The sequence below is a fragment of the Nocardioides gansuensis genome, assembly GCF_003076135.1.
GTDB lineage: Bacteria > Actinomycetota > Actinomycetes > Propionibacteriales > Nocardioidaceae > Nocardioides > Nocardioides gansuensis.
This window is the reverse complement of the sequence record NZ_QDGZ01000004.1, coordinates 431,025-450,298: the sequence shown is the minus strand read 5'-3', so window position 1 is coordinate 450,298 and position 19,274 is coordinate 431,025. Positions and strand designations below refer to the sequence as shown.

General features: G+C 73.7%; 22 protein-coding genes, 1 pseudogene and 1 riboswitch. Of the genes and pseudogenes, 2 read left to right on the top strand and 21 right to left on the bottom strand.

Features of this window, described 5'->3' with window-relative positions:
* Window positions 1-27: 27 nt before the first annotated feature.
* A riboswitch (FMN riboswitch) is annotated at window positions 28-158 on the bottom strand.
* 290 nt (window positions 159-448) lie between these two features.
* The 6 genes from DDE18_RS11680 to DDE18_RS11655 form a co-directional block, all read right to left on the bottom strand.
* A complete protein-coding gene (locus DDE18_RS11680) occupies window positions 449-877 on the bottom strand; it encodes an MmcQ/YjbR family DNA-binding protein (protein WP_116572418.1) in 429 nt (142 codons plus the stop codon).
* Window positions 874-1,536, bottom strand: a complete 663-nt coding sequence (gene rpe / locus DDE18_RS11675; protein WP_116572417.1) for a ribulose-phosphate 3-epimerase — start codon at window positions 1,534-1,536, stop codon at window positions 874-876. Before rpe ends, DDE18_RS11680 begins: the two co-directional genes overlap by 4 nt.
* 10 nt (window positions 1,537-1,546) lie before the next feature.
* The gene (locus DDE18_RS11670) at window positions 1,547-2,482 is read right to left on the bottom strand and encodes a lipid kinase (RefSeq protein WP_116572416.1); all 936 of its coding nucleotides are present in this window, start codon (window positions 2,480-2,482) and stop codon (window positions 1,547-1,549) included.
* A gap of 107 nt (window positions 2,483-2,589) precedes the next feature.
* A complete protein-coding gene (locus DDE18_RS11665) occupies window positions 2,590-3,141 on the bottom strand; it encodes an AAA family ATPase (RefSeq protein WP_165821129.1) in 552 nt (183 codons plus the stop codon).
* 19 nt (window positions 3,142-3,160) lie between these two features.
* Window positions 3,161-4,126: a non-homologous end-joining DNA ligase gene (gene ligD / locus DDE18_RS11660; protein WP_116572415.1), complete on the bottom strand. Its 966-nt coding sequence runs from the start codon at window positions 4,124-4,126 to the stop codon at window positions 3,161-3,163.
* A gap of 9 nt (window positions 4,127-4,135) precedes the next feature.
* Entirely contained in the window at window positions 4,136-5,407 is a 1,272-nt protein-coding gene (locus DDE18_RS11655) for a hypothetical protein (RefSeq protein WP_133241214.1), read from the bottom strand.
* A gap of 120 nt (window positions 5,408-5,527) precedes the next feature.
* On the opposite strand from DDE18_RS11655, the pseudogene DDE18_RS24175 reads away from it, so the two are divergent.
* Both DDE18_RS24175 and DDE18_RS23655 read left to right on the top strand, forming a co-directional pair.
* Window positions 5,528-5,704: pseudogene (locus tag DDE18_RS24175) on the top strand (AAA family ATPase); the annotation flags it as partial.
* Between the two features lie 160 nt (window positions 5,705-5,864).
* Window positions 5,865-6,260, top strand: a complete 396-nt coding sequence (locus DDE18_RS23655) for an AAA family ATPase (protein ID WP_245916618.1) — start codon at window positions 5,865-5,867, stop codon at window positions 6,258-6,260.
* A 22-nt stretch (window positions 6,261-6,282) separates the two neighbouring features.
* Here DDE18_RS23655 and DDE18_RS11645 read toward each other — a convergent pair whose 3' ends face one another.
* The 15 genes from DDE18_RS11645 to DDE18_RS11575 all read right to left on the bottom strand — a co-directional run bounded on the left by DDE18_RS11645 (window position 6,283) and on the right by DDE18_RS11575 (window position 19,273).
* A complete protein-coding gene (locus tag DDE18_RS11645; protein WP_116572413.1) occupies window positions 6,283-7,599 on the bottom strand; it encodes an RsmB/NOP family class I SAM-dependent RNA methyltransferase in 1,317 nt (438 codons plus the stop codon).
* Entirely contained in the window at window positions 7,592-8,023 is a 432-nt protein-coding gene (locus DDE18_RS11640) for an MmcQ/YjbR family DNA-binding protein (protein WP_116572412.1), read from the bottom strand. Before DDE18_RS11640 ends, DDE18_RS11645 begins: the two co-directional genes overlap by 8 nt.
* 3 nt (window positions 8,024-8,026) lie before the next feature.
* Window positions 8,027-8,842, bottom strand: coding sequence for a LamG domain-containing protein (locus DDE18_RS11635; protein ID WP_116572411.1), 816 nt, complete (start codon window positions 8,840-8,842; stop codon window positions 8,027-8,029).
* Between the two features lie 49 nt (window positions 8,843-8,891).
* Window positions 8,892-9,815 carry a methionyl-tRNA formyltransferase gene (fmt, locus tag DDE18_RS11630; RefSeq protein ID WP_116572410.1) on the bottom strand — a complete coding sequence of 308 codons (924 nt, stop codon included), beginning with the start codon at window positions 9,813-9,815 and terminating at the stop codon, window positions 8,892-8,894.
* Window positions 9,815-10,360, bottom strand: coding sequence for a peptide deformylase (gene def / locus DDE18_RS11625; RefSeq protein ID WP_116572409.1), 546 nt, complete (start codon window positions 10,358-10,360; stop codon window positions 9,815-9,817). The genes fmt and def overlap by 1 nt, the downstream gene beginning before the upstream one ends.
* Window positions 10,361-10,403: 43 nt before the next feature.
* Window positions 10,404-12,419, bottom strand: a complete 2,016-nt coding sequence (locus DDE18_RS11620; protein WP_116572408.1) for a primosomal protein N' — start codon at window positions 12,417-12,419, stop codon at window positions 10,404-10,406.
* 95 nt (window positions 12,420-12,514) lie between these two features.
* Window positions 12,515-13,717: a methionine adenosyltransferase gene (metK, locus tag DDE18_RS11615; protein WP_116572407.1), complete on the bottom strand. Its 1,203-nt coding sequence runs from the start codon at window positions 13,715-13,717 to the stop codon at window positions 12,515-12,517.
* Window positions 13,718-13,792: 75 nt separating this feature from the next.
* Window positions 13,793-15,022, bottom strand: a complete 1,230-nt coding sequence (coaBC, locus tag DDE18_RS11610; protein WP_116572406.1) for a bifunctional phosphopantothenoylcysteine decarboxylase/phosphopantothenate--cysteine ligase CoaBC — start codon at window positions 15,020-15,022, stop codon at window positions 13,793-13,795.
* A gap of 13 nt (window positions 15,023-15,035) precedes the next feature.
* Window positions 15,036-15,347 (bottom strand): DNA-directed RNA polymerase subunit omega, encoded by a 312-nt coding sequence (gene rpoZ / locus DDE18_RS11605; protein WP_116572405.1) that lies wholly within the window; start codon window positions 15,345-15,347, stop codon window positions 15,036-15,038.
* Between the two features lie 20 nt (window positions 15,348-15,367).
* Complete coding sequence (gene gmk / locus DDE18_RS11600; protein WP_116572404.1) at window positions 15,368-15,958, bottom strand: guanylate kinase; 591 nt, start codon at window positions 15,956-15,958, stop codon at window positions 15,368-15,370.
* Complete coding sequence (mihF, locus tag DDE18_RS11595) at window positions 15,955-16,278, bottom strand: integration host factor, actinobacterial type (RefSeq protein ID WP_116572403.1); 324 nt, start codon at window positions 16,276-16,278, stop codon at window positions 15,955-15,957. The genes gmk and mihF overlap by 4 nt, the downstream gene beginning before the upstream one ends.
* Window positions 16,279-16,379: 101 nt before the next feature.
* Window positions 16,380-16,826: a hypothetical protein gene (locus DDE18_RS11590; RefSeq protein WP_116572402.1), complete on the bottom strand. Its 447-nt coding sequence runs from the start codon at window positions 16,824-16,826 to the stop codon at window positions 16,380-16,382.
* Window positions 16,819-17,643, bottom strand: coding sequence for an orotidine-5'-phosphate decarboxylase (gene pyrF / locus DDE18_RS11585; RefSeq protein ID WP_116572401.1), 825 nt, complete (start codon window positions 17,641-17,643; stop codon window positions 16,819-16,821). The genes DDE18_RS11590 and pyrF overlap by 8 nt, the downstream gene beginning before the upstream one ends.
* Window positions 17,640-18,461, bottom strand: a complete 822-nt coding sequence (locus DDE18_RS11580; protein ID WP_116572400.1) for a nitronate monooxygenase — start codon at window positions 18,459-18,461, stop codon at window positions 17,640-17,642. Before DDE18_RS11580 ends, pyrF begins: the two co-directional genes overlap by 4 nt.
* Complete coding sequence (locus DDE18_RS11575) at window positions 18,458-19,273, bottom strand: iron-sulfur cluster-binding protein (RefSeq protein ID WP_116572399.1); 816 nt, start codon at window positions 19,271-19,273, stop codon at window positions 18,458-18,460. Before DDE18_RS11575 ends, DDE18_RS11580 begins: the two co-directional genes overlap by 4 nt.
* Window position 19,274: the final 1 nt, after the last annotated feature.

Here is a 19,274-nt window from a genome sequence, read left to right as displayed (position 1 = left end):
CGACGGGCCACGTGCTGTCCTGCGGTGCTGCGTGCGTCTTCTCATCCGGACTTTGACCGTCGGTCCAGGAGTTCCACCTGGTCAACCGGCCACTGGCTGTGGCCGGGTCGCGGACTTTCACCGCCGGTGCGGAGTTTCACCGCCCCCAGAGCACGCGAGCCAATGCTGGCTCTTGCGGGGACAACCCTGCCACATCCGGCGGCATTCCCGCCCGGCGCGTCCACGGTGACGTCGGTCTCGGCAACTCATGGGGAGTCACCCCGGCTTGAGACCCGCCGCGCTCGTGCTGCTGACCACCACGGGCTCTGGCTGAGCGACACGGCGACGACTGGTCGTCGTACGCGCAGTTCCTGCCTCCGACCATGCGCAGACGTTCCGCGAGATCCCGGCCCGGTGACCGGGCGGACCCGACGTCACCTGGCGACACCAGGTCCACCCGGTCGGCGGATCAGTTGGGTTGTCCCTCCGAGCCTCGGTGCGCGGCGAGCCACTCCCGCCCGCGCCGGGCGGACGCCTGGGACAGCCAGGCCTCCTGCACGAGCTCGACGAGCTCGTCGCGATCGATCTCGCCGAGCCGGGACTCGCGGACCAGCACCGACGGGTGGCCATCGAAGTGCGGCGTGGTGAAGAAGGGCAGCCGCTCGTCCTGGAGCAGCGCCTGCTTGTCGCCCTCGTCGGCGACCCAGAGCACGATGACGTCCTCGAGCCGCTCGCCGGTATCCGGATCGACCGCGTCGGGCCGCGGCCCGCGGAAGAACACGAAGGACTTCCTGCCCACCTGGTAGACCGGCCGGCCGCCGGCGGCTCGCTCGACGACGACGTGGGGCATCGCCAGGGCCGTCTCGTGGACGTCCTCGACGCGTGCCCGCCTGGTCATTGCGCCGCGGCCTCCGCCTTCGCCTTGAGCTCGCGCACCATGGCGTCCGGGTCGTCGGCGGAGTAGACCGCCGAGCCCGCGACGAACACGTCGGCTCCCGCCTCGGCGCAGCGCTCGATCGTCTCCAGGGAGACTCCCCCGTCGACCTGCAGCCAGGTCTCGACCCCGTGCTTGCGCATCAGCTCGCGCGCGGTGCGGATCTTCGGCAGGCACAGGTCGAGGAACTTCTGCCCCCCGAAGCCAGGCTCCACCGTCATGATCAGCAGCATGTCGAGCTCGGGCAGCAGCGCCTCGTAGGGCTCGATCGGGGTCGCCGGCTTGAGCGCCATCGAGGCGCGCGCGCCCTGCGCGCGGATCTCACGAGCCAGGCGGATCGGGGCCTGGGTCGCCTCGACGTGGAAGGTGACGCTCCCGGCGCCTGCCTCGGCGTACGCCGACGCGTTGCGGTCGGCGTCCTCGATCATCAGGTGCGCATCGAGCGGGATGTCGGTCGCCTTGCTGAGCGCCTCGACCATCGCCGGCCCGAACGTCAGGTTGGGCACGAAGTGGTTGTCCATCACGTCGACGTGCACCCAGTCGGCGCTGCCGATGCGGGCCACCTCCTCGCCCAGTCTGGCGAAGTCGGCGTTGAGGATGCTCGGCGTGATCTGAATGCCCACGGGCGGGATCCTAGTGACCAGCGCCGTCCCACTGTGCGGCGGTGCTGTGGACGGGCACCACGACGTGCACGGTGTTGCGCTCGAGGGTGAACTCCGCGGGCGTCGTCGTCACCACCTCGCCGTCGAGGTTCACCCGCATCGGCTCGTCGGTGACGAGGCGCAGGCGTTGCGTCGTCACGTGGTGGACCAGGTCGTGCTCGACGAGGTGGCCGGTGCGCAGCAGCCGGGCGATCGAGACGTGGTCGCGGAGGCGACCGCGCACGACGGCATGCACGTCGAGGAGGTGGTCGTCGAGGGACGCGGTGGGGGAGACGGTGTTGCCGCCCCCGAAGTGGCGCCCGTTCCCGATCGAGATCTGGAGCAGGTCCTCGACCTCGAGGGGCTGCTGATCGCCGTCGGGGAACTCGAGCCGGGCGGCGAAGGGACGGTGGTGCCGGTACGCCGCGAGGGCGGCCGCAGGGTAGGCGGCCGGGCCGAGCCTCCGCTTGAGCCGCGGGGAGAGGTGCTGGGTCACGCCGACCGAGAGACCCACCGACGCGACGTTGAGGAACGGCCAGCCCTCGACGCGACCGAGGTCGATGTCCACCACCTTGCCGTGCGTGAGGGTCGACACGGCGGCGTCGAGCGCGAAGGGGATCTGGAGCGTGCGGGCGAAGTCGTTGGCGGTGCCCAGGGGCAGGACGCCCAGCACCGTCCCGCTGCCGGCGACCAGTCCGGCAGCACAGCCCACGGTGCCGTCTCCCCCGCCGACGACCAGCAGGTCAGGTCCCTCGGCCGCCGCACTCGCCAGGGCGCCGCCGACGTCTCCGCCGGCCGGCACGGACAGCACGTCGAGGCGGCCGGTCACCTCGTGCAGCCGTGCGGTCACCTCGGCCAGCGCATCGGCACCCCGCCGGGAGCCGGTGTTGACGACGACGGCGACGTGGTCGGTGCGCAGAGCGGTCATGCCTCGAACCTAGGCGCCCCGGATGAGGAGTCGATGTGGGCTTCCTGTGGAGTCGCTGTGCGTGAGGGTCGGCAGCGTCAGGAGATCGGCGGTCCTGCCTGCGTACGTCAGTCGGGGTCCAGCAGCCCCAGCAGGTCGGCGTACGACTCGTCGGCCTCGCCCTCCCGGGTGTGCAGCACCTCGAGGTGGGGCCGCGCCGCGGCCACCTCCCGTAGCCCCTCCTCATAGGCGGCCAGCCGCGCCCGGCCGCCCTCCCGCGCGACCAGGCGTCGCACGTCCTCGTGCCAGGCGTCGTCGCCCTCGCGACGGTAGAACCGGTCCTCGTCGCGGTCGCCCTCGTCGAGCAGGAGGACGTGTACGACGGTCGCGCCGGCCTCGCGCGCCACCTGCTCGAACCGCTCCACCTGGTCGAGGCGCGCCACGAGCTGTGGCACGACCACGTCCTGCCCGACCTCCAGGTGGGCCCGTGCCATGGCGAGGGCCAGGTGCCGGGCGGGCTCTGCGTTGTCGGCGAGGTCCCCTCCGATCATCCGGCGGACGTGGTCGACGTCGAGGAGCAGGACACCGGGATGGTCGGCGACGTAGCGGGCAGCCAGCGTGGACTTCCCGATCCCGGGCATGCCGTTGAGCAGCACGAGCCGGCTCGCCCGGGTCACCATCGTCAGGACCCCACCGGACTCACTCGTCGGACTCCGGCGGGACCGCCTTGCCCTCGGCCTCGTCACGGTCGGCCCACTCCAGCAGTGGGCGGAAGTCGAAGACCGCGTCGTCGATGCCGGCATGGAGGTCGCCGAGCTCCGCGAACCGCGCGGGCATCGTGTGGATCGTGAAGTCGGCCGGGTCGCAGTCGTCGATCTCGTCCCACCTGATCGGCGCGCTCACCTGGGCGTTGGGCACCCCGCGGACGGAGTAGGCGGCGGCGATCGTGTGGTCGCGGGCGTTCTGGTTGTAGTCCACGAAGAGCTGGGCGGGGTCCCGGTCCTTGCGCCACCACGCGGTCGTCACGTCGCCTCCCGAGCGCCGCTCCACCTCGCGCGCGAACGCCAGGGCACCCCGGCGTACGTCCTGGAAGCCGTGGTCGGGCTTGATCCGGACGTAGACGTGCAGCCCGTGGCCGCCACTGGTCTTGGGGAAGCCGGTGGCGCCGAGCTCGTCGAGCACCTCGTGCGCGACGTGGGCGACCTGCTGGACCGTCTCCCACTCGCAGTCCGGGCCGGGGTCGAGGTCGATGCGCCACTCGTCGGGCTTCTCGGTGTCGGCACGGCGGCTGTTCCATGGGTGGAACTCGACGGTGGACATCTGCACGGCCCAGATGACGCTGGCCAGCTCGGTGACGCACAGCTCGTCGGCCGTGCGGTTCCACCGCGGGAAATGCAGACGCACGGTCTCGACCCAGGGCGGGGCGCCGGCCGGGAGCCGCTTCTGGTGCACCTTGTCGCCCGCGAGCCCCTTGGGGAAGCGGTGCAGCATGCACGGTCGCTCGTAGAGCGCGTTGACGATGCCGTCGCCGACGGCGAGGTAGTAGTCGACCAGGTCGAGCTTGGTCGCTCCACTCGCGGGGAAGTAGACCCGATCGGGGTTGGAGACGCGGACGACCTTGTCGTCGACCTCGATCTCCACGCTCGGCGACTTCGCGGACGGCATGGAGCGACCCTACGGCGTCGGCGTCCCGCTGGGCTCGGTGCTGGGCGACTCGGGTGCCGGAACCGGTGCGGTCGTCGGCTCCGGGGTCGGGGCGGGCGTCGCTGTCTCGGTCGGGGTGGGCGTCGGCGTGGCTGTCCGCGTCGCTGTCTCGGTCGTGGTGGGCGCAGGCGTCGCTGTCTCGGTCGACGTGGGAGTGGCGGCCTGGGTTGGAGTCGGTTCCTCCGTCGGTGTCGGGCTCGGCTCCTCCGTCGGTGTCGGGCTCGGCTTCTCCGTCGGCGTGGGGCTCGGCTTCTCCGTCTGCGTGGGGGTCGACAGCTGCGTCGGCGAGGGTGACGGCTGGGCGCTCCGTGCCTCGATCACGAGGGAGTCCGACCACCCGGCGTCGGCGTACTGCCCCTCGGGGCGGAACCACCGGTATTCCGTCGTCTCCTCGACCACGACCTCCACGCGCGAGACGCCGTCGGGGTCGCTCAGGGTCGGCCTGCTGACGTCGCGCCAGGTCGCGGCACCGGGCCTGCGCTCCTGCAGCACCAGCGGATCACCGGTGACGCGTCCGGAGGCGCTGCGCACCACGCCGGTCACCACGGCCCGGGCGCCGGCCGCCACGCTCGTCGCGGGGGCACCGATGGTCGTCGTCAGGTCGATGCCCTCGTAGTCGAGGGTGGTGCCGGCGGCGCGCACCGCGTCGAGGTTGAACGACCGGCCGTCACAGCCGAAGCCGAGCACCACGAAGCCCGGACCGTCCCCGTGCGCGGCGGTGAACCCGCCGATCGTCGCCGCCCCGGCGTCCGCGACCGGTCGCCCGGTCAGCAGGTCATGCAGCTGCCAGCGGAAGGTGAGGGCGTGGGCATCGACCGTCTGCCAGGCGCCGACCCCGACCGGCACGTCGGCACGGCCCGCCCAGGCGTGGCCGAGGGGGGCGTCGGGCGAGGAGAGCCAGACGTACGCCGCGCCGGCGGTGCCGCCGGTCGCGTGCACCGCGACGGCCGCGGACTGGGTGGCCACGGAGTCCATCCGCACCACCGGCCCCGACGCCGTCCCGCTGGCAGGGGGCACCAGGCCGACGCTGCGGCGGCCCAGGGGCGCTGCGCCGGGGCCGAGGTTGATGCGGACCTGCGGCGCCGAAGAGGCGCCGAAGAACGAGTCGCACGGCACGTAGGTGAGCCACGCGTTGGCCGTCACCCCGGGTCCCTGCAGCACCTGGACGCTGTCGGCACGCGACGCCACCGGCGTCGCCACCACCAACGCTGCGGCCACGGCCGCTGCCACCAGACTGCGCACGGGCTCCCTCTCCCCCTGGATGCTGCCGTCCATCCTCCATGGCGGACCAAGCGACGTCCATCGCCAATGGAGGGGCAGTTCGCGCCCGCACGCAGCAGGATCGTGACCTAGGGTCGCGCCATGCGCCTCGACCACCCGCCGGTGAGACGTCTCGAGGTCCGCCCGGACAGCGAGCTGAGTCCCGGCGCATGGCCGATGACCATCCCCGCGGTGGCCGAGCTCGCCGAGGACGGCCTCGACCTCGGCCCCGGCGTGACCTTCGTGGTCGGCGAGAACGGCTCGGGTAAGTCCACGCTCGTCGAGGCCGTGGCCCTCGCGTTCGGCCTCTCGCCCGAGGGCGGGTCGACGCACAGCCGGCACTCGACCCCGGCAGACCGAGTCACCGCTGGGCGATGCCCTGCGGCTCGAGCGCGGCGCCGGTGCCAGCAAGTGGGGCTTCTTCCTGCGCGCGGAGACCATGCACGGCTGGTACTCCTACATCGAGCAGCACCCCAATCCCCGCAACCCCGACCCCAGCTTCCACGAGCTGAGCCACGGCGAGTCCTTCCTGGCGGTCCTGGAGACCCGCTTCCGCTCCGGCGGGCTCTACGTCCTCGACGAGCCGGAGGCCGCGTTGTCCTTCCAGTCCACGCTGGCGCTGATCGGCGTGCTGCAGCGCGTCGCCGCCCAGGGCGGGCAGGTGCTCTGCGCGACACACTCCCCCGTCCTGGCCGCGTTGCCCGGCGCGCGCATCCTCGAGGTAGGCGAGTGGGGGCTGCGCGACGTCGAGTGGGAGGACCTGGAGCTCGTCTGGCACTGGCGGCACTTCCTGGAGGCGCCGCAGGCCTACCTCCGGCACCTGGCCGACGACTGAGGCCGGCCGGCAGGCTCGGGACCTACTGCCGGCGCAGCGTCGCGGCGTACATCGCGTCGGTGCCGTCGCGGTGCGGCCACAGCTGCCACTGGTCCTCGAGCCGTACGTCGTCGCGCGCGGCCAGCGCGTCGGCGACCACGTCACGCGTCTCGGCCACGACGGGCGAGCAGGTGGCGTAGACGACCACCCCGCCGGGGCGCACCGACGCGAGCGCCGAGCCGAGCAGCGCGCGCTGCAGCGGGACGAGGGCCTCGAGGTCGCCGGGCTCCCGACGCCAGCGTGCCTCGGGGCGGCGACGCAGGGCGCCGAGCCCGCTGCACGGGGCGTCGACGAGCACGCGGTCGAACGTGCCCGGCCGCCACGGGGGCCGGGTGCCGTCGCCGGCCACCACGCCGACGAGCCCGGCGCGCGCGGCCCGGGTGCCGCGGTCGACGAGGGACGCCCGGTGCACCTGGCGCTCGTTGGCGAGCAGCGCCGCACCCCGCTCCGCCGCCAGGGCCGCGAGCAGCGCCGACTTGCCGCCGGGACCGGCGCAGAGGTCGAGCCACAGGGCGTCCCGTCCGTCCAGCGGCGCGTCGGCCATGGCCAGCGCCACCTGCTGGGAGCCCGCGTCCTGCACGCCGGCCCGTCCCTCTGCGACGGCCGGGATGCCGGCCGGGTCCCCGCCGGGGAGGTCCACGGCGAAGCGCGAGTCCCGCCGCGCCACTCCCCCGGCCGCGACCAGCTCGTCTACCGTGGCCAGGCCGGGCCGGGCCACCAGGGTGACGCGCGGCGCGTCGTTGTCGGCGGCGAGCAGGGCGTCCAGCTCACCGGGCGCGTCCAGGGCCTCGGCGAGCGCCTCGACGACCCAGCGCGGGTGGGAGTGCGCGACGACCGCGTGTCCGACCGGGTCGGCGGACGGGTCGGGGGCCACCCGGCGCACCCAGGCGTCGAGGTCGTGGGCCGCGACCTTGCGCAGCACGGCGTTGACCAGGCCGGCGGGACCCGGCCCGATCCGGGCGCGCACCAGGTCGACCGTCGTGCTGATCGCCGCGTGGTCCGGCACCCGCATCGCGAGCAGCTGGTGCACGCCGAGGCGCAGGGCGTCCCTGACCTTCGCCTCGAGCCGCGGCTTGTCGAGGCAGGCGTCGATGATCGCGTCGTAGGTGCCCTGTCGCCGGATCGTGCCCGACGCGAGCTCGGTGGCGAACGCCGCGTCGCGCCCCGCCAGCCGGTCGCGGGCCACCAGCTGGGGCAGCACGAGGTTGGCGTAGGCCCCGTCGACACGCACGGCCTTCAGCACGTCGTACGCCGTGGCGCGGGGCCGGTCGACGCGCGGACCCCTGCGCCCCTCAGCCATCCGAGCCGCGCACGTCGGGGAAGTGCTCCTTCGCCAGCCGCCTGGGCGCCACGGCGAGCCACGCGTCGGTGAGCACCTCGCGCAGCTCGTCGACGGTGATCTCCCCGAGCCTGGACTGCTGCACGAGCACGGCGTTGAACCCCTTGAAGTGGTCGATGGTGAAGAACGGCGTGGCCTCGTCCTCGACGAGTGCCGCCTTGTCGGCGGCGTTCGCCGTGCGGATCACGACCAGGTCGTCGTACATCTCCCCCGTCTCCGGGTCGATCGCCGTCCGGTGCGGGGCCCGGTAGAGGCAGAAGCCGCGGCCCTTGTCGCCGGCGGGCACCTTCCAGGTCGGCCGGTCGCCCCAGGTGACGCCGAGCTCGGTGCCGGGGAGCGACCCGCAGATCTCGTCGACGTCGGAGGGGCGCGCCGGTCGGCCCATGGGTCAGCAGGCCTTCCCGTAGCGACCGAGCTCGGTCGCGGGGGCGTCGACGGGCAGGTCGTTGGGGGCCTCGAGGCTCCAGTGGCGCACCCAGTCCATCTGCATGCGGCTGACGTTCATCGCCCTGCCCTCCTTGGCCTCCATCGTGAACCGCACGGTCAGCGGCACGCCGGAGAAGGCCTCGGGACGCCGCTCGGTGAAGACCACGTGCGCGTCGACGAACCAGGAGATCCGCTCGCGGGTGACCTCCACGGCGTAGGTGTGCCAGCGGTCGCGGCCCAGGTCCATGCCGGGCTTCTGGGCGCGGAAGGCGACGTCGGGGAGGTTGCGGGCGTAGAGCCTCGCCGCGCTGGACCCGATCTTGTAGGACTGCAGGGCGATGTTCTGCGCGCCGCAGTGCTGCTCGTTGGTGCCCGCCGGCACGAGCTCCGTCTTGACGACGAAGTTGGCGCCACCGCGGCCGTAGCGGCGGCTGCGCAGCCGCGTCTCCCACCGGCCCATGTCGGCGCCGGCCCGGTCGAGGGTGGCGCTGAGCGAGCCCTGCCCGGTGGTGTTGAGGGTGAGCATGCCGTTCTGGTGGACCACCTCGCCGTTGCCCTGGGCGACCCACTGCGGGCCCCGGGCACCGGAGTAGGGCACCTCGAACTCCTCCCGCCAGACGACGCCCTTGTGCCACCAGCCGTAGGTCGTGGCGGCGTGCTCCGGGCCGGGCTCGTAGCCGGCGTGGTCGGCGGACGCTGGGGCGGAGGTCACCAGGGCGGAGGCACCCATCAGGGCGAAGGCGGCGGCCAGCGTGCGCTTCAGCTTCGTCGTGGTCATGGGCGACGACCATACGCGGTCGTGCCGCTGCGGCTCATCCCCGCGACGGTCACTCGAAGCGGGCGCCGGACTCCAGCCGCACGCCCCGGGCCCAGTCGGCCGCGGCCATCTGCTTCTTCCCGAAGGCCTTGACCTCGCCGAGCTGCACCGGGGTGGTGGCCGTGCCGACGAAGACAGCGCTCTTGGTGATCTCGAGCTCGCCCGGCGCCAGGGGATCACGGTCGACGGGCCTCACCGGGCCGATCTTGATCCGCTCGCCCTCGTGCGTCGACCAGGCGCCGGGGAACGGTGAGCACGCCCGCATCTGCCGGTCGATCGCGACCGCCGGGCGCGCCCAGTCGATGCGGGCGTCCTCGACCAGGATCTTGGGCGCGAAGCTGACCCCGTCCTCGGGCTGCTCGCGGGCTTCCAGCGAGCCGTCCTCGATGCCGTCGAGGGTCGCGACCAGCAGGCCGGCGCCGCCTTCGGCCAGGCGGCCGAGGAGGTCGCCGGCGGTGTCGTCGGGACGGATCCGCTCGGTCATCACCCCGAACGTCGGTCCGGCGTCGAGCTCCTTGACGATCCGGAAGGTGGTCGCCCCTGTCACCTCGTCGCCCGCCCAGATCGAGTGCTGCACCGGGGCGGCCCCTCGCCACGCCGGCAGCACCGAGAAGTGCAGGTTGACCCAGCCGTACGTCGGGATGTCGAGCGCGCTCTGCGGCAGCAACGCGCCGTAGGCGACGACGGGGCAGGCGTCGGGACGCAGCTCACGCAGGGCCTGCTGGAACGACTCGTCCCTCGGGTGGTCCGGCTTGAGCACCGGGACGCCCAGCTCCTCGGCCCGCTGGGCGACCGGGCTCGCGACCAGCTTGCGGCCGCGGCCGGCCGGCGCGTCGGGCCGGGTGAGGACGCCGACGAGCTCGTGCCGGCTGTCGGCGATCGCGTCCATGGCCGGCACGGCGACCTCGGGGGTGCCGGCGAAGACCACGCGCATCAGAAGCCGAACCCGTTGGTCGGGTGCGGGCTCACCTTCACGGCCGGCTGCTCCAGGCCGAACCACTCGGCCTCGCGGATCTCCTTCATGGCGGCCTTCCTGGCCTCCGGGTCGAGCTTGTCGATGAAGAGGATGCCGTCGAGGTGGTCGGTCTCGTGCTGGAGCGCCCGGGCGAGCAGCTCGCTGCCCTCGATGCGCACCGGCTCGCCGTACATGTCGAAGCCGGTGGCGACCACGGACATCGCGCGGAGGCAGTCGTAGGTGAGCTCCGGCAGGGAGAGGCAGCCCTCCGGGCCGTCCTGGGTCTCCTCGGACAGCTCGAGCACCGGGTTGACCAGGTGGCCCACCTGGTCGTCGACGTGCCAGGTGAAGACCCGGAGCCCGACGCCGATCTGCGGCGCCGCGAGGCCGGCGCCCGGCGCGTCGAGCATCGTGTCGGTGAGGTCGCGCACCAGGGTGCGCAGCTCCTTGTCGAAGTGGTCGACCTCGATCGCGCGGCGGCGCAGGATCGGGTCGCCGAACAGGCGGATGGGCTGGACTGCCACGGGTCTCCTCGTCGTGGGGTGTGCAGCCGTGAGTGTAGGCGGGTCACCCGAGCTCGGCCGGATCGACCTGGACGCGCACGGGATCGAGCTTGCGCGCCGAGCGCACCCGCTGCAGCTCGGCCAGGGCGGAGGAGAGCGCCGGGCCGGTCGCGCGCGGCACCCGCACCACCGCCCGCAGCTCCTCTCCGACCGGCACCGGGCCCAGCACCTCGGCGCCCTCGGGCAGCGCCAGCAGGGTGAGCGCGTCGTCCACGGCGCCGGGCGACCCGGTGATCGTCGCGAGCCGGGCCGCCGGCGGCAGGTGGGCCTCCGCGCGCTCCTCGGCCTCGCGGCGAGCGAAGCCGACCGGGTCCCAGCGGACGAGCGCCTGCAGCGCGGGATGGTGGGGCTCGCCCACGGCGACCACCCGGCCCCCGGGCCGCACCAGGCCGGCCGCTCCTAGCCAGCGGCGCAGCGCCTCCTCGGCACCCCGCAGATCATCGCGGGCCAGGGTCACCCAGGTGTCGAGGAGCACGACCGCGGCGTAGCCCTCCTCCGCGACGGGCTCGGCGCCGATGGTGGCGACCACCAGGTCGGGCCGGGAGCCGACCCGCGCCAGCACCCGGTCACCGCTCGAGCTGCGCACGGTGGTGCCGGGGAAGGACCGGCCCAGCTCCTCAGCGGTGCGCGCGTCACCGCGCACGGGCGCGCGGAGCCCGCGGTGGCCACACTCCGGGCAGGCCCAGCCCAGCGCCTCCGTGCCACACCAGCGACAGGCGGGTGGGGTGGTCGGACCGGTCAGCGCGAGCGGCCCGGCGCACGCGCCGCAGCGCGCGGGGGTGCGGCAGCGCTCGCAGGACAGGGCCGGGGCATAGCCGGCCCGCGGGGTCTGCACCAGGACGGGCCCGGTCTCGAGCCCGGTGCGGATCGCGTCGTACGCCGCCCGGGGGACGCGGGTCGGCACGTCGCGGTCCAGCGGCGGGACGACCTCGACGCGCGCCCGCCGGCGCAGCAGGGCGCGGTCGGGGGCGAGCTCCTGTGCCCAGCCGACGCGGAGCAGGTGGTCGGCCTCCGGGGTGCGCGCGAAGCCGCCGAGGAGCACGCTCGTGCCCTGGAGGTCGGCGCGGGTCAGCAGCACCTCGCGGGTGTGTGGATAGGGGGCGCGCGGCTCGGCGTGGAGGTCGTCGCCGTCGTCCCACAGGACCACCAGGCCGAGGTCGTGCACCGGCGCGAACGCGGCCGACCGGGTGCCGAGGGCGACCCGGCAGGAGCCGCGGGAGACGGCAAGGAAGTCGCGGTAGCGCGCCGACGGGCCGGCGTCGGCCGCGAGCACGACGTGCTGGCCCTTGCCGAGGGCGGCGTCGAGGGCCTCCGAGACGCGCGTGGAGTCACGGTGGTCCGGCACGCACACGACCGCGCCGCGGCCCGACTCCCGGGTGGCCAGGACCGCGTGCGCGACCATCGCCGGCCAGTCGTCCGCGGGGGCGGCGCTCCACACGGCGCGGGGGCTGTCGCCGGCGGCGAGCCGTGCCAGGTATGCCGAGGCGCGCGGCACGTCGGCCCAGACGCCTGGATCGTGGCGGGCCTCCGGCGGGTCGGCCGGCGGGGAGGGCTCCTTCTCCACGGTGGCGTGCCGCGGCGGCACCGCGAGCCGCAGCACGTCGGGGCGGGTGCCGGCGTAGCGCTCCGCGAGCCGTCTGGCGAGCTCGGCCACCTCGGGGCGGAGCACGGGCTCACCGCTCACCACCCGCCGCAGCGGCTGGAGCCGCCCGGTGTGCTCGGTCTGGGCCTCGCGCGCGACCACGAATCCGTCGACGTCCTGGCCCGCGAAGCGCACCTTGACCCTGGCCCCGGGCACGGCGGTGTCGGCCATCGCCACCGGGACGACGTAGTCGAACTCGCGGTCGAGGTGGGCCAGCGGGAGGTCGACGAGGACCCGGGCGACCGGGTCGACGGTGGCGGGCTCGGCCTCCTGCGCCTTGCGGCGGCGGGTCGCCGCGGCGCGGGCCTTCGCGTCGTCCACGGAAGCACGCAGGCCGGGCAGCATCTCCGGCTGCCCGGCCTCGCGCGTGTGGTCCATGGGCCGCATTCAACCAGCGGCCGAGGACATGCCCCCTGATGGTCGTCTCGCAGCTCGCCCGCTCGTTCCTCGCACGCTCGCGCTGCGGCGACGGGTCAGGCGCCTGCGGCCGCCCGGAGCTTCTCCGCGCGGTCGGTGCCCTCCCAGGTGAACTCGGGGAGCTCGCGGCCGAAGTGGCCGTAGGCGGCCGTCTTCGCGTAGATCGGGCGGAGCAGGTCCAGGTCGCGGATGATCGCGGCCGGACGCAGGTCGAAGACCTCGAGGACGGCCTTCTGGATGGCCTCGTCGGGGACGATGCCGGTGCCGAACGTCTGGATGAAGACGCCCACAGGAGCGGCCTTGCCGATGGCGTAGGCGACCTGCGCCTCGCAGCGGCGGGCCAGGCCCGCGGCCACGACGTTCTTGGCGACCCAGCGCATGGCGTAGGCGGCCGAGCGGTCGACCTTCGACGGGTCCTTGCCGGAGAAGGCACCGCCACCGTGGCGGGCCATGCCGCCGTAGGTGTCGACGATGATCTTGCGGCCGGTCAGGCCGGCGTCGCCCATCGGGCCACCGACGACGAACTTGCCGGTCGGGTTGACCAGGAGGCGGTAGCCCTCGGACGGGATGTCGAAGGTGGCCAGCACCTCGTCGACGACGTGCTTCTTCACGTCCGACTCGAGGGCGGCGTGGTCGACGTCCTCGGCGTGCTGGGTCGACAGGACCACCGTGTCGATGCGGACGGGCCGGTCGTCGACGTCGTACTCGATGGTGACCTGGGTCTTGCCGTCGGGACGCAGGTAGGCGAGCGTGCCGTCCTTGCGGACCTCGGTCAGCCGCTGCGCGAGGCGCTGGGCGATCATGATCGGCAGCGGCATCAGCTCGGGGGTGTCGTCGCAGGCGTAGCCGAACATCAGGCCCTGGTCACCCGCGCCACGCCTGTCGAGGTCGTCCTCGGAAGACTCCACGCGGCTCTCGAGGCCCGCGTCGACGCCGGCCGCGATGTCGGCCGACTGGGCGCCGATGGCGACCTGGACGCCGCACGAGGCGCCGTCGAAGCCCTTGGCCGACGAGTCGTAGCCGATCTCGAGGACCTTGCTGCGCACCAGGTCCGCGACCGGGGCGTAGGCGTTGGTCCGGACCTCACCGGCCACGACGACGAGGCCCGTGGTCAGCAGCGTCTCGACCGCGACGCGGAGGTTTTCGCGGTCCGTGTCGTGCTCCATGAGGTAGTCCAGGACGGTGTCGCTGATCTGGTCAGCGATCTTGTCCGGGTGACCCTCGGTCACGGACTCGGAGGTGAAGAGGCGTCCAGCCACAGTCGTGCTCGCTCCCGTCGAAGGATGTATCGGTTGACAAGACGATAGTCGGATCCAGCATGCGGGACCGGCGTCTCAGGGGACGAATCGCCGGGCGACCTGGTCCCAGATGGCGTGCGCCAGCGCCGCCTTCGGCCCCGGAGGTACGACGACGGGCTCAGCGCCGTCCGCCGCGAGGATCACGGCCTCGTTGTCGGGGCTGCCGAAGACCGCCCCGCCACTCACGTCGTTGACGACCAGCAGGTCGCAGCCCTTGCGCGCCAGCTTGGCCGCCCCCAGCTCGAGCACGGACCCGGTCGCGTCGCCCGTCTCGGCGGCGAAGCCGACGATCACCGCGCCGGGGACGGGACGGTGGTGGGCGAGCTCGTGGAGGACGTCGGGATTCTGCTCGAGCTCGATGGTCGGCGAGGAGCCGTCGTCGGCCTTCTTGATCTTGGCCTCGCTCACCGAGGTGGGCCGGAAGTCGGCCGGAGCCGCAGCCATCACCACCGAGTCGGCGCCGGCGGCGGCCTCGAGCACGGCGTCGCGCAACTGGGCGGTCGTCTCCACCCGGACGACCTTGACGCCGGCCGGGTCGGGCAGCGTCACATTGGCGCTGACCAGGGTGACCTCGGCGCCCCGGGCGGCTGCGGCCCGGGCCAGGGCGTAGCCCTGCAGGCCGGACGACCGGTTGCCGAGGAAGCGGACCGGGTCGAGGTATTCCCGGGTGCCACCGGCGCTCACCACGACGTGGCGACCCGCGAGGTCTGCGCCGGTCAGCGCGGAGGTGCCTGCCGTGCGCGCGAGCACCTCGAGCGCGAGCTCGAAGATCTCGGCGGGCTCGGGGAGCCGGCCCTTGCCGGTGTCCTTGCCGGTGAGCCGGCCCTCTGCCGGCTCGATCACGACCGCGCCGCGCGACCGCAGGGTGGCGACGTTGGCGGCGGTGGCCTCGTGCTCCCACATCTCGGTGTGCATGGCCGGGGCGAACACCACCGGGCACCGGGCCGTGAGCAGGGTGTTGGTGAGCAGGTCGTCGGCGAGCCCGTGGGCTGCCTTGGCCAGCAGGTCGGCCGTCGCGGGCGCGACCACGACCAGGTCGGCCTCCTGGCCGATCCGGACGTGGGGCACCTCGTGCACGTCGTCCCACACCCGCGACGAGACGGGCTTGCCGCTCAGCGCGGCCCAGGTCGGCGCGCCCACGAACTGCAGCGCCGCCTCGGTGGGGACCACCGTGACGTCGTGTCCCGACTCGGTGAAGCGCCGGAGCAGCTCGCACGCCTTGTAGGCGGCGATGCCTCCCGAGACCCCGAGCACGACGCGGGACACGTGGCCTACTGGGTCACTCGGCGGCGGAGGCGGCCGGCGCGGCGGCCTCGGCGGCCAGCTCGGCGGGGTCGATGTCCTCGCAGGTCAGCAGGTCGTCGTTGATCTCGCGCAGCGCGATCGAGAGCGGCTTCTCCTGGACGTGGGTGTCGACCAGCGGGCCGACATACTCCAGCAGGCCCTCCCCGAGCTGGGAGTAGTAGGCGTTGATCTGGCGAGCGCGCTTGGCGCCGTAGAGGACCAGCTTGTACTTGCTGTCGGTCTTGGTGAGCAGGTCGTCGATCGAGGGGTTGGTGACGCCCTCGGCGGCGATGTTGGGGGCAGACACAGCTGGTGGCCTCGCAGAAGTCAGAAGGGATTCGGTGCATCGTCGGGCTGATCGAGCCCGAACCTCATCAAGGCTACCAACTCGTCCGCTGCGGCATGAACTTCGTGGTTGACGATGGTGACGTCGAACTCTCTCTCGGCGGCCAGTTCCTCGCGCGCCGTCTCGAGCCGGCGCTCCCGCTCGGCCTCCGATTCCGTGCCGCGGCCGACCAGGCGGCGTACGAGCTCGTCCCACGACGGGGGCTTGAGGAACACGAAGAGCGCCTCGGGCATGTTCTGGCGCACCTGGCGGGCGCCCTGGAGGTCGATCTCGAGCATCGCGGGGTGGCCGGAGGCCAGCGCGAGCTCGACGGGGCCGCGCGGCGTGCCGTAGCGGGCCGTCTTGTGCACGACCGCCCACTCGAGCAGGTCGCCCCGCTCGATCATGGCGTCGAACTCCTCGTCGGAGACGAACCAGTAGTGGACACCGTTCTCCTCGCCGGGGCGAGGGGGCCGGGTCGTCGCCGACACCGAGATCCACACCTCGGGGTGATGTCGCCGGATCTCCTCGGCGACGGTGCCCTTGCCGACGGCGGTCGGGCCGGCGAGCACGACCAGTCGCGACCGGCTCACGCGTCCCGGGAGCCGAACTCGCGCTCCAGGGCGGCCACCTGCTTCACCCCGAGCCCACGCACCCGACGGCTCTCGGCGATGCTGAGCCGCTCCATCAGCTGGCGCGCGCGCACCTTGCCGAGGCCCGGCATCGACTGGAGCAGGTCGACGACACGCATCTTGCCGATGACCTCGTTGTCCTGGCCCTCGCGGATCACGTCGACGAGCGAGGCGCCGGAGTTCTTGAGGCGGTTCTTGACCTCGGCACGCTCCCGGCGGGAGGCCGCCGCCTTGTCGAGAGCCGCCTGACGCTGCTCGGGGGTCAGAGGGGGCAGGGCCACGAAGGGTGTCCTTCACAGGTCGGAGGGAGGGTGCGGGCCAATCTAGTCAGAAGCGTTCCGGAGTCGCAATCCGCGGCCAGACCGGCCATCTGATGGGGGTTTCAGCGAGCCAGCGGCGTCTTGCACACGTCGAGGGCGTGCTGCTCGATGCCGGCCATGGCCGCCCTGGTCCCCGGCTCCCCGAGGTGGCGTGCCGCGCCCTCGATGCGGGTGCGCTCGGCGTCGCTGAGCCCCTCCGGGGTCTCCTTCGGGTCGTACGACGCGGGGTCGACACCCGCCGCGTCCAGGGCCTCGTCGAGGTCGGCCAGGGCACCGACCACGGTGCTCCACTCGTCGGCCAGGTCGGTCGGTGCCTGCTCCCGCAGGTCGCGGTAGATGTCCAGCGCCCCCAGGACCGCTGCCGGCTCACCCGACGCGGCGATCTCCGACAGCGCCCCCTGGTGCTCCGCGACGGCCTCGCAGTAGTCGTCGCCGTCCTCCGAGCACCCGGTGAGAAGCACGGCGGCCAGCAGGACGGAGGCAGCCGCTGCCAGCAGGCGCTCAGCCACCCAGGACCGCCACGGCGTCGTTGCCGCGCAGCGCGGCGTCGCGGAGGGCGGAGACGTCCGGGCCGGTCATCAGCACCTCGCGGGAGCTGCTCGGCAGCACCCAGCGGGCGGCCGATCCGAAGATCCGGCGCAGGTCTTCCACGGTGCCGCCCTGCGCGCCGTACCCGGGAGCGAGGACGGGGCCGTTGAAGTCGAGCTCCTCCTCGCTCGACCCGATCGTCGCGCCGATGACGGCGCCGAAGGACCCGAGGGGAGACGCGTCCGCGTTGAGCGCGCGCAGCCGGGCGAGGACGTCGCCGGCGACGGTGCCGTCGGCAGTGCGTGCGTGCTGGACCTCCGGCCCCTCCTTGTTGGAGGTCAGGGCCAGCACGAAGACGCCGGCGCCGTGCCGCCGGGCGGTCTCGAACATCGGGTCGAGCGAGCCGAAGCCGAGGAACGGGCTCGCCGTGATCGCGTCGCTGGCCAGCGGAGAGGCGGGGTCGAGGTAGGCGTCGGCGTAGGCCTGGCTGGTGGAGCCGATGTCACCGCGCTTGACGTCCAGCAGCACGAGCGCGCCGGCGGCCCGCGACTCGGCGATGACGCGCTCGAGCACCGCCACGCCGCGGCTGCCGAAGCGCTCGTAGAAGGCGCTCTGCGGCTTCACGACACCGACGACGGGCGCCACGGCCTCCACGACCGTGAGGGCGAAGCGCTCGAGGCCCGCGAAGTCGTCGGCGAGGCCCCACGCCTGCAGCAGGGCGGCGTGCGGGTCGATGCCGACGCAGAACCGCCCGCGCTCGTCGATCGCACGGGCCAGTCGGGTCCCGAAGTCGGTCATGTCTCTCCTCTGCTCAGCGCCTCGGCGATGCGGGCCACGGTGGTCGGATCATGCAGCAGGGCCGTGCCGACCTGGACGGCCACGGCACCGGCGGCGAGGAAGCGCCTGGCGTCGTCGGGGCTCGCCACTCCCCCGGCGGCCACGACGGGCAGGTCGGGCAGCACGGCGCAGACGTCGCGCACGCAGCGCAGCGCGACCGGTGCGACTGCCGGGCCGGTCAGTCCGCCGGGGCGCCCGTCGGGCATCGCCGCGGACAAGGCGTTGCCGAGCACGACCGCGGTCGCACCGGCCTCGTGCACCAGCCGGCTGGTCTCGACGGCCCGCGACGGGTCGAGCCGGAGCTTGGCCAGCACCGGGCGATCGTCGGAGAACTCGCGACGCACCGCCGCCACCACGCTGGCGGCGTGGAAGGGCTCCCGGGTCTCGAAGAGCCCCTCGCCCGCCTGGTCGGGGGCGCTCAGGTTGACCTCGAGACCACTGACGCCCGGGGCTCGGCTGAGCCGACGCGCGAGGTCGGCGTGCTCCCCGAGCGTCGATCCCACGATCGACACGTGCACGCGCGCTCCGGCCCGCACGAGCCAGGGCAGCTCGGTGGCGAGGAAGTGCTCCAGGCCCGGGTTCTGCAGGCCGATGGCGTTGACCAGCCCGCTCGGGGTCTCCGCGATCCGCGGGCCCGGGGAGCCCGGCCGCGGATCGAGGGTGATCGAGCGCGTGACGAAGTCCAGGCCGGCGAGATCGGCGTACGCCGCGAGCTCGCGGCCGGTGCCGCCGCAGCCGCTGGCGACCATCACCCGGCCGCCGCGCCAGGCCAGGCTCATGCCAGCGCTCCCCACGCCACCCGGTCGCCCCGGAAGACGGGGCCGTCGATGCAGTCGCGGACCAGGCGCACGATGCCGTCCTCGCCGGCGACCGGCACCGGACAGCCCTGGCACAGCCCGGTCCCGCAGGTGAGCGGTCGCTCCAGCGCGACCTGGCTCCAGGCGCCCCGCGACTCCGCAGCCGCTGCGGCTGCCCGCAAGGTGGCGTCGGGGCCGGCGGCGTAGACGACGTCGGCGTCGGCGCGCTCCAGGATCCCGGGCAGGTGGTGGGCCACCTGGCCGCGCATCCCGACCGAGCCGTCGGCGGTGACCACGGTGACCGCCCGCGCGGAGCGGCGGGCCTCCAGCGCCGAGAGCAGGTGCGCCTCGTCGGCGGCCGCGACCACGAGGGTCACCGGGCAGCTGCGCTCCCGGAGCCCCTCGGCGAGCGGGAACATCGCGGCCGCCGAGTGGCCCTCCCCCACGAGCACGCAGGAGACGGGCTCCCGCGGCAGCGCGAAGGGACGGCCCAGTGGGCCGGTGACGGCCAGCCGGGTGCCCACCGGGCGGGTCGCCAGCCAGGTGGTGCCGGGCCCGGTGGGGTCGACGACCACGTCCAGCGTCGGCCCGTAGGCGCCGGTCTCCTTGACCCGGTGGATCCACAGGGCGCGCCGCGCCAGCCGCCCCTCCCCCGTCGAGACCGCGACGAAGGTGCCGGCACGGAAGCGCTGCGGGATCCCCGGGGCCGCGATGGTGAGGAGCCGGTAGGCACCCTGCTTCTTCGTCGCCAGCAGCTCGCCGTCGACGTGCAGCGGGTCCCGGGCCTCAGTCACG